The organism is Serratia sp. PL7 (assembly GCF_945957435.1).
On record NZ_CAMFLB010000026.1, the window covers coordinates 25,212 to 41,222 of the forward strand.

The window sequence follows — 16,011 nt, forward strand, 5'->3', positions numbered from 1 at the left end:
TATAAACACTTGCCGACGGCTTGCTAAGCCTCTAGACAGTATTGATTTTTTTATAACATATGACGACACTCGAGACCTTTATTTTTTCGGTGTCGCCTTTTATAGTTAATAATAGTTGATGGTAAACGTCACTTTGCCATTCGCTTTGCCCGGTGTAGGCGTGGTCGCGGTTTGAATATAGCGGGCAGACAATGGCACGCGAATCGTCGAAGTGCCATCCTTAGGTAGAGTTATGGTTTGTTCTGCCGCAAAGTTAAACAGCGTCGGCGTTTGGCTGCTATCTCCCCAACCGAGCTGGATGCCTACACCCGAAGCGGCCCCGACCACCGTCGAATCGATGGCCATAATCCCGTTGACGGAATCCACTACGGACGTCGCCGGGGTTAATCGCACGCCAATAGTGTTATTAAGAGAGGTCGTTGAGGTGCCTGTTCCAGTATTGTAATTCATTAACAATGGCGCATTAGTCGAATTATAAAAACCATAGAATTTGGGGCAATTAATCAGGGCAACAGAGGCATCAATCCAAGGGGTTGTTGAATTTAATGCTGTAAAATTCTCAGCTATTGCATAAGTTCCCAATGTCACAGCGACATCTGGCGTCGTACAGGTTTGCGCTGATACCGTGATATTCCCTTGAAAGCTGAAAATCCAATTATATACCGGTAACCCACTGGTTGCGGCAGCATTAGTGTGGCTGGTTTGTGAAACATCCAGACCCTGCGTAACGGTAGGAAAATTGGCGCCGCTCGCAATGTAAGTTCCAGGTGTAAGTGGGCCGGTTTTAATCAGTGCGACATTTCGTACGTTGCTTGCACCTGATTCGGTAAGTAGTCCAGCTAATTCTGACCCAAGAAGATTCTGCGCCTCAGCATAAAGCTTGGTTGTTGTTATGGGGGTTCCCGAGGCACTCAAAATTGCCACGCCGATACCGGGAATACCGGTTTGATAGACCCCGCCTGCATAAGGGCCCGTTGTCAGATTAGCAGAAGGCTGCGGAGTATTTGATACAAACGCTGAGCTAGTATAATAAAAGTATTTTCCAACATCCGACGCAGGCCATTTTATGGTAAAGGTCCCATCTTTCATAATCAGACTCGCCTGGTATAGCACGGTCCCCACAGGTACATCTACCCCGGCCGAAATCTGCGGCGGGCTCAAGGGAACGACTACTGTTTGGACTCCGGTGTTTAGCGTCACGGCCACAGCGGCCCAGCTAGCAGGGCTGGCTGCCGTTAACAAAACTCCCCCCAGCAAACCTGACACGTTATTGATCGATAACTTCATACGTCATTCCCCCCTCTCTCTGGCCGGGCCCAGCGGGCCTTGGCCAGAAAAAAAATAGTTTTGATGCTTCGACGGTTAACCGTTGTCAACGGCCGATTCTGTGTTGTTCTTTGCCAATTTCGACTTATGGATACCCGGGGGTGTGCCCGCCGTGCACGGTGCGGTAAATCTTTGTATCTGGCTCTGTTGCTGCCCTTTGACCGTGGGCAGTAAGATATAATTGACGGTACATTGCATATCGCCGCCTTGGCCCCATTTCACCCGCAGTTGGCCCTTATCTTCGGCTACCCGCGCATACAGTTGCCCGCCCTGACCCACCGACCCCACGTTATTGCCGGTGCTGTCAAAAATATCTGCCCCGAACGGAACCGGCTCTCCTTGATAGGTTGCATTTACCAGGATTGGTGTGCCCCGCTTGGTGTTGTATTTCAGCCTCACCACCGCTCCGGAGTACGGCGCCACTTTCTGGCTGGTATTGTCCAGTTCCACATTGGCCGCCGTACCTGCCGGATCGATACTGACCTCATTCATCTGGTACGGGTTCAGGTAAGGCACTACCGCATAGCCACGTGAATCAATGCTCACCCCTGGATACGAGGAGACCTTGGCCCCTTCGGCTCCTTTGGCTTCCACCAAGGCAAAGGTATCCGAGCTATACGGCGTAAAGCTCACTCCACCCGCATGCGCAATCACCGTGCCGTTTATCCCGGCCGACGCACTCTGGTAACCTTTACCTGTGCTGGCCGTGGCGCTCAACGCCGTGGCCGGGCTGCGGTAGCTACCGCTCAGCGACCCACTGGAACCCATGCCCTGGTTGGCGTTCATCGCCGTCACGCCATAGCTAAACTGGTTATCCTGCCCTGCTATTCCGGATACCGTAGCCTGCTGGCCATAACGCCCAGTGCTGTCATGCGATAAATCCATGCGTAGCTGCGGCGTGTGAGTTTCATCGTTACGCCCCAACGGCAGGCTGAAACTCAGTAAATAGTTGGTCTGTGATCCGGCCAGACTGGAGAAACTGCGGTTGATGCTCAGGCCATACGACAGGCTCTTGTACAGATTGTTGTAACCCACCTGGTACTGCTTCTCAGTGCCGTCTTTGTTCCAATAGTTCTGCAACGAACCACTGACATACAGCTGGCCCCAGTTTTCTGGCAATCCCTGTGCGGCGGTGACCGTCAGGCGGTTTTTCGCCCGCCAGATAGAATCAGGCGAGAACCCCTGCGCTACCGCATCACGGGTCTGCATCGCAGTCATGAAATCCATGTAGCCACTGGTTGAGAAGCGGTATGCCGCCAACGTCAGGTTGCTGTTGCTTTCACTGATCAGCTTGCTGTAGCTCACCTGATAGCTTTGCCCGCTCAGGCTGTTACCCGGCTGATGCCGGCCATTCACATTGGTGCTGTTACCCAAATGGGTGCGAGCCTGTGAGGCATCAAAGGCCAAGGCCCCTATGGGTGTCCCCACCGCAGCACCCAGTTGCAACGCATAGTAATCCTGGCTGGCTTGCATGCCGCCATAGCCAGTAACGGAGTTGGTCAATCCAAGCTGGTAGGTAGCCTGGTAAAGCGCGGGCTTCTTACGCAGATTATCGCTGCGTACTTCACCCGCAGTGATCGAATAACGTGATGAACCTGGGCGTAATAGCTGTGCCACCGAGGCATACGGCACGCTGAAGGTCTGTTCGGTGCCGTCTGACTCACGCACGGTGACGACCAGATCCCCACCGTACCCGGTCGGATACAGATCGTTGATCAGAAACTCGCCGGGGGTAACGGTGGTCTCATACAGCACCTGCCCCCCCTGACGTACGGTGACACGAGCGTTGGTACGGGCAATACCACGGATATCCGGGGCGTAACCACGCAGAGACTCCGGCAACATCCGATCGTCGGTCGCCAGTTGAATGCCGGTAAACGGCAGCGTATCGAACAGTTGTCCGGTGGTGTTCGACTGCCCCATCAGCACTCGCGCCTTGAGCTGCGGGATATCGCGCTGCAGATAAGTATTGAGACTGGTGTACTGGTTCTGGCCGTTGTCCGTCCGAGTATAGGAGCCGTTATGGCGTAGATACCAGGCCCCGACGTTCAGCCCAGCGTTCACCCCGGCATACATGGAATTAAAGGTATTGCCATGCGACTCGCTGGTATAACCATTAACGTTGTAACCCAACAATAATGCCGGTACACCGCTGTCCCACAGTTCCGGACTCACGGTGCCCCGAGCCGTACTCAGCGTGTAAACCTGCGGGATCATGATATCCAGACGCTGTTCATTACTGTCATAATTGACTTTAGATTCCGGCAGTTTACTCACCAGATCCATACACAGTTCGCCCTGGCCTTGCGGGCCTAAAAAACCTGGCGGTAATCTGCCATAATTGAACGGTATATTTTTAATCAGCTCGCGGGTCAGACAGGGATACACGGATTTATCTGCCCGTGCCTTGAATTCGATGTCGGTATTACTGACGAGTTGATTATTAATGTATAAAGCCGTTTTATATACCCCAGGCAACCCCGCAGAACCATTGGCAAAACGGCTAAGATCCACTGACTTTTGATCATCAATATTCAGGAATGAGGCATCAAACTCCAGATTCTTTGCGATCTCGGTCGGAGGACTAATGGTATTATCAGCACTGGCGCCACCCACGATAAACGTCGATAAGATAGCCATCGCGAGAGGGGTTAATTTTCTCTGGGATCCATACTGCAATTTTTTTGACATAACGCATCCCTTCATAACTCATTCATGAATAGTGACAATCCTGTCACGCCGAATAGAGTGTTTATGCAACTAAATTATTATTTAATGATGGCATTGAAAGAATTAACTGCTCCGTAGTCATTAACAAAATCCCCGGTCACGTTATTGCCCGCCTTTACTGACAACGTAAATGTTTGTGTTCCATGCGGGGCCACCATCTCACCTTCCACCGTTTTCCCATTCACCGTAATGCTCGCAAAGGAGACATGATAAGGGGTGGGATTGATGGCCTGAAGGCTATTTCCTTTTGCACTCCAGGTGACGGCTTTGACGGCATCATTGGCGTTACCCACCAAGCCGACGGGCCGGTAGAACAGCTTGATGCGCGAGCGGAACGCCATCTGCAACAAGTTTTCCTCGGCTTTGGCCACTTTTTTGGCCGGGACCTCGAGCACGTTGAGCCAGAATACCGATTCTCTGTCCATCGGCAGTGCACCACCGGTGTAGCTGATACGCAAGGTCTGGCCTTTGCTGGGTTCCACACGGTTCATCGGCGGGGTCAACACAAAAGGTACCTGAATAGCGGCGGGTTTGGCCGTGACATCGCCAGTATCAATCCAGCTTTGGATCAGTACAGGGGACGGACCGACATTGTTGAGTTTGACACTCACCTCTTTAGCGTCAGACGGATAGACCACCCGAGTGCCGCTGATCACCACACTGGCCAGGCTGCTGGTCGTAAAGAGGGCCACGGCCAACAGGCCGAAGGCATGATAGATATGCCGGGGAAAAGACGACATGATTAGCTCCTTGCTGACATGCTGAATGGGGGAGGGTTCCCCCTCCCACCAACGTATTACTTGTACTGAATGGAATAAACAACGCTACTCTTTACGGTGCCTGGAGTGGTTGCCCCGTCTGCATAGTACTCAACGGCATATGGCAGGTTGGCCGTACCCGCAGTCAGGTCATAAGGAACATAGGTGGTATTCAGTCTCTGGTTCTGGTTACCCGCCTGGATCACAGCTTGAGTGGAGCTTGAACCGTCACGCAGTTGCAGGCTGACATTGCTCGCCGTACCGCCCATGTTTTTCAAGTGGCCTGTCACCAGATCAACAGAAGTGCCGGCTTCGAAGAAGGCAGAAACCGTCTTCAAAGTACCTGCGCAATTGCTCAGTGCCATGTTGAAGCCTGTACGGCCTGCCGTTTGTGCAGCGGCTGTCAGTTGGTTGGTCCCGATTGTTGGCAATGTCACGGTTGCGTCGGCCGCTACACCATCAACAATAACGTCGCAGGTTGTTGCCGTCAGTTCACCATTGAATGTGATAGTTCCAGTAGAGGCAGCATGAGCCAAGCCAGCAGAGCCAAATAAAGCGACGAGAGATGCAACGATGGTTAACTTTTTCATATATATTCCTACATACCTTGTGTTGTTAAACCATTCTAATATCCATTAGAATGGCAGGGGTCATCCATGTGATATGGATATATCTATATATACTTTATAAATTACAGGAGAAACTCATTCGATAAGTAAAGATTTAACCCTCTGATTATCTACCGAGTAGCCGACACCACGCACGTTTATTATCAGGTCATCACGAAGACCGATTGATAACAATTTGCCTTTTATCTTTTTAATTTCTTGCCAAAGCCGTTGATTAGATGATGATAGACCAAACTCATCCCAAACATTTTTCATTATTTTGTTTTTGCTGATGACTTCGATTTTTCGATTCTTAAGTAAAAATGATAATAATCGCGTTTGCATTTCATTTAAAAGAACAAGCCTGAAAGACAATAGCTGTTCCTCACTTTCATTGATGAAATACATCAGCCTTCTATGATTAACATTGAAATAAATATCTTCATCGATTAGGAATCCATGCAAATTATCTTCCATAACTATCTCGGCTAATTTTTAGATCTTAAAAACCACCCATAATGTGAACCTATTATATCTGCAAATTGCCGCATAACGATCCATTCTAAATAATGAAAATCACATATATAAAAAATGAACAATCGATATTTTATTTTTATAATAATATGAGTGGGAGAATTTATATCTGTTTAAGTTAAAAAAATAAACCTTTCAACCAATTTTACTTATTCCGTTTTATTAGCCAAATATATTGAATGTACGAGCTTATCGGATTTTTCTGCCGCAATATTGAAATTTTTTATATTATTCATATAGATACATAGGGTTAGTTGCTAGGATTTATCTAACGCCGCCTCCCATCCTAATGAGGAAAACTGTGCATCATGTCGTCTATACAGTCCGTGGTGGATCAGTAATTTTTGGCACCTCAATAGCCTGTTAATGAACGGACTACGTTTTGCCATGAGCCTGTCTAGCCCTCGTACGGCAGTTGTGCTGGGGTATTAAGAGCCGGGCGTTGACCCGAGCAGCCGTTATCTCAGTATCTGAACGTTTGTAATAAGGTCAAAAAACGGACACGGCCCCTTCTCAACGACTACACTTGTAAAATTGGTTTGATCGCGTGTGATGTCTTGATGCTACGTTGCTTACCAACAACGTTCTCCCTACGATCCCACTAACGGACTTTGTATGAAGATTGAAATTCTTAAACAGGCGGTTATGGATTCACGAGACGGCATCACCATCTCTGACAATGCCATAGACGACAATCCTTTGATTTTTGTCAATCCGGCTTTTGAGAGAATGACCGGCTACTCCTTCGAAGAAATCACCAACATCAACTGCCGATACCTACAAAATAATGATCGGGAACAGCCAGAACTGGAGATTGTGCGCAACGCCGTTAAAAAAGGCGAGTACTGCCTTGTAACCTTGCGAAACTACCGCAAGGATGGAACCATGTTTTGGAACGAGTTAAGCATATCGCCAATTCATGATGAGAGTGGGACTGTAACCAATTTTATCGGGATCCAAAAAGACGTAACACCAAGAATGATAATCCAGCAACAGCTTCGTGATGAGCATCGGTCCCTTGAGGAAATGAAAATACACTTCGAGCAACTCTCCATAAAGGATGGACTCACCGGGATTTATAATCGTCGCTTTTTTGATACGCAGTTCGACATTCAATGCAAAATTGCCATCCGTAATGGCGACTCATTGACGCTCGCCATGATCGATGTCGATCACTTCAAATCATTCAATGATATTTATGGACACCAGGCAGGCGATGAAGCGCTAATACGTGTCGCGGATTGCTTGAGTAAGTCCTTCAAGCGGGGGTCTGATTTTGTAGCCAGGTATGGCGGCGAAGAATTTGTCATTCTTTCCAATGGCATGACGAAAGGCCAGGCAACGCTGTATGTGCAGACGCTATGCCAACTGGTGCGAGATTTGAGAATACCGCACTCCGCATCCAGCACAGGATACTTGACTATAAGCGTCGGTTTTTCAGTTCATACATTTGGCCAACTGCCCTCGCCTAACGTACTACTGACACATGCCGATAAAGCTCTCTACGTAGCTAAAGCCCGGGGCAAAGATCAGTTTTTCAGTCTTTAGGTTCTGTACGAAAATCTGAGGGACATGGGGATGAACTGGAGATCTCCTGGCATATTGCAAACGCAACCGGGGTTTTACGTTCACCTTCAGCCATTGTGGAATGCCAATGGCTGAGGATATGTTGCCATTACTGTCTTTTAATGCTGCGACCGCTAGCAGCAACCATGCGTGGCCGTTTTGTCATTGGTGGTCTAACTGCTTGCCCTGTAGTACTGTCCCTACTCAATCTACGAAAATAAAGAAGGTATAAGGCTCACCAATCCATCACCTAAGTGGCGCAAATCAGCGCGGTACGAAGGCATCATCCCTAGATTCACACGGACTTTTTTCAAACGTGACTCCAAAGAAAGCGAGGTTATGTACAAAGATGAATTCGACCGTATCGTAACTAGCGGGATTTGCCCGGAATGCCGCGGTGCAAGGCTTAATCCCTCCGTATAGGAACCTAAAGTTCTCGGTAAAAATATTGCAGACTGTAGTGCCATGCAGATCAGCGACCTCATTATATTTTTAAGTGAAATTGAAACTCTGGAGGAGACCGCGCCAGCGTTACCTATTCTAGATGCGGTAAAAACCAGCCTGGACACCTTATCACCATCGGGCTTGGATACCTGAGTCTTGGCAGGCAAACGTCAACATTATCCGGTGGGGAGTCACAACGGGTAAAAATAGTGCGGCACTTGGGCTGCAGCCTGACCGAACTGACCTATATTCTGGATGAACCCAGTGCGGGGTTGCACCCAGCGGACGTGGACAAGCTCAACACCATCCTGAAGGAACTGCGCGGCAAGGGAAACACCGTACTGGTTGTGGAGCATGACCCGAGCGTTATCGCCATTGCTGACAATATTGTCGATATGGGGCCGAAATCGGGCTCATACGGCGGTGAAATTGTGTATCAGGGCAATTTAGCGGGGCTGCTGGCTTCCGCCACCCTGACCGGTGAGTATCTTTCAATAAAACCGAGCATCAAGACGACCTTCCGCAAGCCCCAGGCTTTTTTTACCCTGGAGAATGTCACACTCCACAATCTCAATGACATCTGTGTGTCAGTACCCCAAGAAGTCTTAAACGTGATTACCGGGGTAGCCGGTTCAGGTAAAAGCTCCCTCATCAGCTATGCCCTGACCGCGCAATTTCCTGACATTATAAAAATCGACCAGAGTGAACTGCGCGGCTCCAAGCGTTCCAACATCGCCACATACACAGGAATACACGATAATATCAGGCGTCTGTTCGCCAAGCACAATAATGCAAATGCGGCTCTGTTCAGCACAAATTCAAAGGGGGCTTGCCCATCCTGTAAGGGGCTTGGAGAAATACACACAGGTTTCGCTTTTATGGGCGACGTGGTGACCCCTTGCGATGTCTGCAACGGAACAGGCTTCAAACGTGACATTCTCGCTTTCACCTTCCAGGACAGGAATATCCACGAGGTATTGTCGCTCACCGTAGCCGAGGCGTTTGATTTTTTCCATGACCCGAATATACAGGGTCCCTTGCAAAGGCTTGCGGAAGTGGGTCTTGGTTATCTCACTCTCGGCCAGCCGCTCAGCACGTTTTCAGGCGGAGAGCGCCAGCGGGTCAAATTGGCTACGGAACTAGAAAATCAAGGGCAAGCCTATATTTTTGACGAACCGTCTACCGGATTACACATTTCGGATGTAGCCAAACTCATTACCATGCTGAACCGGCTGGTAGATCAAGGAAGCACTGTCATTGTTATCGAACACAACCTCGACATCATAAGTCAGGCGGACTGGATTATCGATATGGGGCCGGGGGGAGGAAATGATGGAGGACGGATCACTTTTGAGGGGACACCCGCAGGGCTCTTGAAAAGCCGGACGCTGACCGGGCAGTTTTTATCTCAGTATCTGAAATCTGCGATGTAGATATGAGCGGATTATAATGCATCTACTTTACCAGCAATGAACAGTAGCAAACCACTATCCAACTTCAGTGAGCGTTGATGTAAATCAACGCTTTCCTGCTCATACCCTCGCTTTAGTCGTGAAACAACATGAGTTTTCGAGGCTATCCAACCCAATTATTAACAAAATAAATATCAGTAAATTTCATTTTAAGCAAGATGAGAGCGTTATTGAGCAAGAATGAACAACTAAATTAACAAGAAAAGACTATTATTAAACCATGCTACTGTTTTCGATCACTAAGGAGAGTAATATGATTTTACTATCGACACCCAAAGCACTCACATCCAATTATCGTAACGTGCAAAAAAGTGACGCGATCAATTCCGCCATTAAAGAGTTGGAAACAGGCCTTGGCGATGGCAGCATTTCATTACTCGAGAGTTGCCACCACGCCTTGGATAAATTGAATTACACTAGTCAATGCCAGGAATTTCAATCCAATGAAGAATTCAGAATCTTCGATAATTACTTTGATGTAAAGAGAGTTGATGGAAAACCGCTAGAAACTCATATTAATAACGGGGTGGAATGTGCGATAGCCTTTATTGACAACGTAAGTCATCACGGTTCTTCCTTAAATCACCATGACTATGATGAGTTAATTTCTAAAATTATTACCGCTGTTTTCATTGGTGTGGAATATCTCAATGAAGACACTAAAACTGTTCAGGAGGAAGTATGACTCATCCCTCACTACTAAGATGGAAAGTGGGCCATCAGGTCTTTTTCCTTTTTATCCAAAGTACGTTAATGGCTCTGATGAATATTGAACGATTCTATCATGAAAAGAACAGGGATAGCGGCAGGAAATCTCTCCGTGATGCATCATGTATGATGGAAGCATCTGCTTTAGCCATGCGTTTTGCTGGTGATTTTCCTAAAAAGGATTATGAAAAAATCATTAGGCCATCTATGCCCGAAAAGTTTAGTGGGTTGGGCAGCATGGACCATGCCTACATGGTGAAATCTCTTGCCGGGTTGAGAAAGAATAAAGCTGCCATGAAGGAATTTTATGGCAAGGACTATGATGAGTTTGTTTTATCACTTGCCAAAGCTTATGATGCTCACATATACGTTTGTGATAAATTCGTGGAAAACAAAAAAAGTTTGAGAACAACCTCTGCTGAAAAGTCGGCAACAGATTTACTCGGAGAGTTTAAAAACAAAAGAGTTCAACTAATAAAGATCTAGCCGTCATTACACTCTTGTATGAACAGATTAAAATAGTGGGGCGCATTGTGTTTAAAATAGAAGAACTATCAATTTTAAAAAAACAGGTTATAGCACTTGGCGAATGCTTTTCCGATCTACCTTTTTATGAGGAAAAACAGGATATGGCTCGGATTGAGGCAGTGTTAGACGAGCTTTCATCAAAGCTTGCTGATAACTATCCCTATTATCATCCTTTTTATTTGGGGCAAATGCTTAAGCCGCCCCACCCTATCGCTCGATTGGCATATTCTTTGTGCCTGTATATTAATCCGAATAATCACGCATTAGATGGTGGCCGGGCAACCTCCGTGTTGGAAAAAGCCTGTGTTGCCGAGATTGCTGGCATGTTTGGCTGGTCTGTCCATCTGGGGCATTTAACCAGTGGTGGGACATTTGCCAACCTTGAAGCTTTATGGATAGCAAAGAAACTCCATCCGAAGAAACGTGTGGTTGCCTCTGAATTGGCACATTATACACATGAGCGAATTAGCGATGCGCTGGGGCTCGGTTTTAAAAAAATCTCCTGTAATACCTCAGGTGTTATGGATATAGAGGCATTGGTGCAACAACTACAGACGGGAGATGTGGGGACAGTGATCGTCACTTTGGGTACAACGGCGTGTGGGACTGTTGATGCGCTTGACGAGATTATCGAATTAAAGAGTCAGTATGATTTCAGGATCCATGTTGACTCCGCCTATGGTGGATACTTTAGCCTATGTAGAAATCTTGGGGAGAAAACGTCTAGAGCGTTCGAAAACCTTCATTTTGTGGACTCTATTGTGGTAGATCCCCACAAGCACGGTATGCAACCTTATGGCTGCGGTTGCATTATGTTCAAGGACCCCAGCGTGGGCGCTTTCTATAAACATGACTCTCCTTACACCTATTTCAGTTCCGATGAGTTACATCTTGGAGAGATTAGCCTCGAATGCTCACGTGCAGGAGCTTCAGCTGCTGCTCTTTGGGCAACACAACAACTAATACCACTGAAAGTTGGCGCTGATTTTTCCGTTGCATTGGAGTCTGGAAGAGAGGCTGCATTAGCTTTTTTTGCGTGGGTTAATGGTAATGAACATACACTACCTGTTATGGAGCCAGAGTTGGATATTGTCTTATGGATTATCAAAAGTGACAATGCCAGCTCCAGCTCTGCATTATCTCAATCTGCTTTTGAAAAGGCAGCAAAAAGAAATATTCATCTGGCATTAACGCGTATTCCTAAAAAATTACTGGCCGATAAAATCCCGTCAGACAGTACCTATTGGGATGTTGATGAAATAGTAAGTTTACGAGCATGTCTTATGAAACCTTCTCATAAAGAGTGGTTACCACGCATTCAGGCTTTAGTGGGTGATGCCATTGAAGAGGCTCTAGATGCCAAGTCCTCATGTAACCCAGATGACGCCACATAGAAATGAGAGCAATATGAATATTCTAAACATTATCAATGTACCTGAACACCTAGAAGTTGATTTTGAAGAAATATGTACTCAACGCAAAGCGGATTGTATAAATTCCATTAGCTCAATATCGAAAGAATGGATCCAGGCATTCCCTGACATTAACTTTAACGTTTTAAATGAAAGTGTAAATGAAAATTTTTCATGTTATGAATTGTTATGGACTGGAACTCATCAGGGGGATTTAAGCATCGTGGACGGCTACATCCCCAAAACCAATAAAAAAGTTAAATTCCGTTCTGTATTAATTACTCATTTCCCTATGAATAACAAAACTTACATCAGGCATTACTTCGATTTAATAACGATATTTGACCAGTTAGCCTAGCGTAGACGGAGGATATAATGAAAATAGATATCATCAGGCAAAATTGGTCACTTCGGGGGTATAATTTTTTTCTCTGGCATGACCCTATTGCTAAAAAATGGCCTGGGATTATTCATCCGATTGACGAGATCGTTATGCTCCTGGAGGGTGATCTTATTTTAGGTTTTCCAACAGGGCCTATCTGCTTAAAGAAAGGCCAAGAACTCACCGTAAAAGCAAATAGATTACATACAGTATGGAATCCTGGCTCAATGCCTAATAAATGGTGCTATGGCTACAAAATGACTAATGGAGAAAATCAATGAGTACATCGACGAGGAAAGTACTGTTTGTTATGTCGGAGGCTGCTCAAATTGTAGGGAAAGACGGCAAATCTCGTGAAGCGGGATACTGGCTGGAAGAGTTTGCCATTCCTTATCAGATGATGAAGGCAAGTGGTTGGCATGTCGATATAGCAACACCTTTGGGAGAAAAACCCACGGCCGATCCTGCCAGTTTTGCGGTGGATAACGACGGGAAATGTCATTTATGGCCGGATGACAAGACTTTCCGTACTGCATTAGCAACAAAAGAGTCGGCAATTGATAATGGACAGGTATTATCTTTGCGAAATTTACCCGATCGCTTTTTTACAGCATATGATGGAGTTTTTTTTTCCCGGTGGCTACTCCCCCATGGTCGATCTCACTCAGTGCAGACTGACAGCGAATATACTTTCGCTATTTCATGCGGCTAAAAAACCAACGGCATTATTTTGTCATGCTCCGGTGGCGTTATTGAGCGCCACGCTACTTCCCTCATTTCTTTATCGCGGCTACCGAGTGACGTCGTTCAGTACTTCGGAGGAGCAGGATACAGAGATAGGGCAACAACTTGAAATTACTGCGGAAGAGGCGCTGGTTAATGCAGGGATTATATTCGAGAAAGGGACTGACTGGCTACCCTTTGCGATTATCGATCGGGAGTTAATTACCGGGCAGAATACCGCCTCGACAAAAATAGTCGCAAAGATATTTATCAGCGCACTAAACAGGATGTATAAATGAGCACCTTTAAAACACTGATTAAAAATGCCATGGTGATTGATGGTGATAATAATGAAGCTTACTTTGCAGCCGCGATTATTGTCGATGATGGCATAATAAAACGCATCATTACTGACATCATGTCTCCAGACCTGGAAGCTGAATATGACCAACTCATTAATGCCGAGGGGATGTGGTTGATGCCGGGGCTTATTGATGGCCATTGCCACCTCTCGTTTGGTTATCCGGATGAGGCTGACAATGAAAATCATCAAGGCACTTTCAGTGCCGAATACGCTGCGCTGAGGGCTGCACATAATGCCAAAGTGGTACTGATGTCCGGAGTGACGGGGATTTCCATCCCCGGTGGAGCCTGGTTTATCGATGTGGCTATCAGGGATGCCATCAACGAGGGAATGATAGATGGGCCAAGAGTATTTGCAGCCGGACGTTTTATCTCAACATATGGCAGTCTCTCTGATCCAGAGCCTTCATGGGTGGGAAGCCCCGATCACTCTTTGGGCGTTTTGGCTAACAATATCTTGGAGATGATTACAGAAGTCAGGCGTCAGTGTAAACACGGTGTTGATTTAATCAAAATAGCGGATAGCGCATGGGGAGAGTGCCTGACTCTTTCTGCGGAGGAGTTATCTGCCATTGTTGATGAAGCACATAGGCGTAATACCAAGGTGACGATCCATGCTCGTGGAGCTGGTGCGACACGTATTGCAGCACAAGCGGGGGTAGATTGGATAATGCACGCAGATTTGGCGACGGATCTCGACTTGGCTGTCGTTGGAGAAAAGCAGATCCCGATTATGCCAACCTTAACGGCATTGGATACCTTTCTTTCTTGCGCTGAGAGATTAGCGATACCGGATAAGGAGTTATCACGTATCCGCAGCAATTTCGATAGCGCCGTAAAGAACGTAGGCAAACTGAAGGCGTTTGGTATCCCCGTCATGTGTGGTACCGATACAGGTAATTCACCGGTTATGACCTATGGTACCCATCACGCTAAAGAACCCGCGCTATTGGTTAAATATGGAGGATACTCGAATCTGGAGGCAATACAGGCCTGTACCACTAATAATGCCATATCGCTTGGGTTGGTGGGCCAAATCGGTGTGATACGCGAAGGAGCACTGGCTGACCTCCTTATTTACGATAGAGATCCCTCTGAGGATATCACAGTACTCAGTGCGCAGGAAAGTTTGCTTCTAATTATGAAAGGAGGGAGGATTTACAAAAATAAAATATCACCACAGCAACACGAGAAAAATACAAATCCTAAATCGGAAGTGAATTATGCCATCAAATAAAGAGTCGGGAAGAAGTATTATGATATTAATGGTCGCAGTGGCGATCATTGGTTGTAATTCATTCTTAATCAGCCCGATTCTGAACGATATTGCATCAAGCCTCTCTGCATCTACGGCACAGATATCCAGGGCGATTTCCGCCTATGGTGGCGCTACGGCGCTTTCCTCACTATTTCTAGCACCCTATGCGAGAAAAATAGGTATTACGCGTACAATACGTTATGCAGGTATGCTGATGGTCGTAGGGATTGTCCTGAGCGGCCTCTCTCTATCCTGGTGGATGCTCACTATTGCTCAATCATTAGCAGGCGTAGCTGCTGGTTTGATGCTGCCCGCTATTTATACGTTAACATCGGATGTTGCACCAGAAGGGGAAAAGTCTGAGGCGCTGGGCAAAGTCATCACCGGGTGGTCGCTTGCCATGGTAATAGGTATTCCCTTATCCGCAGTGATCGCCGATATAACAAACTGGCGAGTGGCTTATGGATTAATGGCGGTCTTGGGGCTGGTGTTCTTACTGTTCAGCAAAAGGCTACCAGTGATTGATACACCAGCGGAGAAACTTGGTTTTCCGTTTGAAGAATATCGTAAAAACCCTGATATTTTGATTATGTTCGTTGTAACGTTGCTCTACATGACGTCATTTTATGGGCTCTACTCGTTCGTTGGCTCATTTGCCCGTGACAGCTTTTATAATAATGCTGCTCTGGCTGGGCTTATCACCATGGCCTACGGCATTGGTTTTGGTGTGGCCAGCCTTAAGGCTCGGTGGATCGATAAATTCAGCCCTCAATCCTCAGCCTACATTATTTTTATTACTATATCGCTGATATATTCCATTTTGTCCGTGAGTGGATCAAGCATTTATCTGTTGTTGGTGGCTTGCTTACTTTGGGGAGCGGCAAATCATTTTGGTTTGAATGTAATCGTAAGTTTGTTGATCCAATTAAGCCCCTCTTACAAAACGGCCACGCTAGGCATGTACAGCGCGCTTTCTTATAGTGGAACGATGATCGGTGGGCTAGTGTACGGCTATATATTCAATCGCCAAGGGTTCACCTCAATTGCCTACATTTCGTTAGTTCTCTGTATCATAGCGGCCTTTTTAGCTTGGTTTACTTTCAACCATAAGCCAAGACCTTATCAGGATACACTAAAAAACAAGAACAAATTATAGACAGATGTTACACTTATGCTCAGGATCCTTAGTAATAGGGAAG

At 46.7% G+C, this 16,011-nt stretch carries 16 protein-coding genes; 11 read left to right on the forward strand and 5 right to left on the reverse strand.

The window, feature by feature from the left end; all coding sequences use genetic code 11:
- Positions 1-105: 105 nt before the first annotated feature.
- From N6G83_RS45045 to N6G83_RS45065, 5 genes are all read right to left on the reverse strand, one after another.
- Complete coding sequence (locus tag N6G83_RS45045) at positions 106-1,287, reverse strand: fimbrial protein (protein ID WP_260524182.1); 1,182 nt, start codon at positions 1,285-1,287, stop codon at positions 106-108.
- A gap of 75 nt (positions 1,288-1,362) precedes the next feature.
- Positions 1,363-4,017 carry a fimbria/pilus outer membrane usher protein gene (locus N6G83_RS45050; protein ID WP_211136520.1) on the reverse strand — a complete coding sequence of 885 codons (2,655 nt, stop codon included), beginning with the start codon at positions 4,015-4,017 and terminating at the stop codon, positions 1,363-1,365.
- A gap of 77 nt (positions 4,018-4,094) precedes the next feature.
- Positions 4,095-4,796 (reverse strand): fimbria/pilus periplasmic chaperone, encoded by a 702-nt coding sequence (locus tag N6G83_RS45055; RefSeq protein ID WP_211136521.1) that lies wholly within the window; start codon positions 4,794-4,796, stop codon positions 4,095-4,097.
- A gap of 56 nt (positions 4,797-4,852) precedes the next feature.
- The gene (locus tag N6G83_RS45060; RefSeq protein WP_211136522.1) at positions 4,853-5,404 is read right to left on the reverse strand and encodes a fimbrial protein; all 552 of its coding nucleotides are present in this window, start codon (positions 5,402-5,404) and stop codon (positions 4,853-4,855) included.
- Positions 5,405-5,518: 114 nt separating this feature from the next.
- Entirely contained in the window at positions 5,519-5,899 is a 381-nt protein-coding gene (locus N6G83_RS45065) for a transcriptional regulator (RefSeq protein WP_260524183.1), read from the reverse strand.
- A 672-nt stretch (positions 5,900-6,571) separates the two neighbouring features.
- Between N6G83_RS45065 and N6G83_RS45070 the strand changes: the two genes are divergently transcribed.
- The 11 genes from N6G83_RS45070 to N6G83_RS45120 all read left to right on the forward strand — a co-directional run bounded on the left by N6G83_RS45070 (position 6,572) and on the right by N6G83_RS45120 (position 15,968).
- The gene (locus N6G83_RS45070) at positions 6,572-7,504 is read left to right on the forward strand and encodes a GGDEF domain-containing protein (protein ID WP_211136523.1); all 933 of its coding nucleotides are present in this window, start codon (positions 6,572-6,574) and stop codon (positions 7,502-7,504) included.
- Between the two features lie 680 nt (positions 7,505-8,184).
- A complete protein-coding gene (locus N6G83_RS45075) occupies positions 8,185-9,399 on the forward strand; it encodes an ATP-binding cassette domain-containing protein (protein WP_211136524.1) in 1,215 nt (404 codons plus the stop codon).
- A 292-nt stretch (positions 9,400-9,691) separates the two neighbouring features.
- A complete protein-coding gene (locus N6G83_RS45080; RefSeq protein WP_211136525.1) occupies positions 9,692-10,123 on the forward strand; it encodes a hypothetical protein in 432 nt (143 codons plus the stop codon).
- The gene (locus tag N6G83_RS45085) at positions 10,120-10,632 is read left to right on the forward strand and encodes a hypothetical protein (protein ID WP_211136526.1); all 513 of its coding nucleotides are present in this window, start codon (positions 10,120-10,122) and stop codon (positions 10,630-10,632) included. Before N6G83_RS45080 ends, N6G83_RS45085 begins: the two co-directional genes overlap by 4 nt.
- A gap of 47 nt (positions 10,633-10,679) precedes the next feature.
- Positions 10,680-12,068 (forward strand): aminotransferase class I/II-fold pyridoxal phosphate-dependent enzyme, encoded by a 1,389-nt coding sequence (locus tag N6G83_RS45090; protein WP_211136527.1) that lies wholly within the window; start codon positions 10,680-10,682, stop codon positions 12,066-12,068.
- A 13-nt stretch (positions 12,069-12,081) separates the two neighbouring features.
- The gene (locus N6G83_RS45095; protein WP_211136528.1) at positions 12,082-12,444 is read left to right on the forward strand and encodes an ester cyclase; all 363 of its coding nucleotides are present in this window, start codon (positions 12,082-12,084) and stop codon (positions 12,442-12,444) included.
- Between the two features lie 17 nt (positions 12,445-12,461).
- Positions 12,462-12,749 carry a hypothetical protein gene (locus tag N6G83_RS45100; protein ID WP_211136529.1) on the forward strand — a complete coding sequence of 96 codons (288 nt, stop codon included), beginning with the start codon at positions 12,462-12,464 and terminating at the stop codon, positions 12,747-12,749.
- Positions 12,746-13,180 (forward strand): hypothetical protein, encoded by a 435-nt coding sequence (locus tag N6G83_RS45105; RefSeq protein ID WP_211136530.1) that lies wholly within the window; start codon positions 12,746-12,748, stop codon positions 13,178-13,180. Before N6G83_RS45100 ends, N6G83_RS45105 begins: the two co-directional genes overlap by 4 nt.
- 40 nt (positions 13,181-13,220) lie before the next feature.
- Positions 13,221-13,490 (forward strand): hypothetical protein, encoded by a 270-nt coding sequence (locus N6G83_RS45110; protein ID WP_211136531.1) that lies wholly within the window; start codon positions 13,221-13,223, stop codon positions 13,488-13,490.
- Positions 13,487-14,791 (forward strand): amidohydrolase family protein, encoded by a 1,305-nt coding sequence (locus N6G83_RS45115; protein ID WP_211136532.1) that lies wholly within the window; start codon positions 13,487-13,489, stop codon positions 14,789-14,791. Before N6G83_RS45110 ends, N6G83_RS45115 begins: the two co-directional genes overlap by 4 nt.
- A complete protein-coding gene (locus N6G83_RS45120) occupies positions 14,778-15,968 on the forward strand; it encodes an MFS transporter (RefSeq protein ID WP_080673387.1) in 1,191 nt (396 codons plus the stop codon). Before N6G83_RS45115 ends, N6G83_RS45120 begins: the two co-directional genes overlap by 14 nt.
- Positions 15,969-16,011 lie beyond the last annotated feature (43 nt).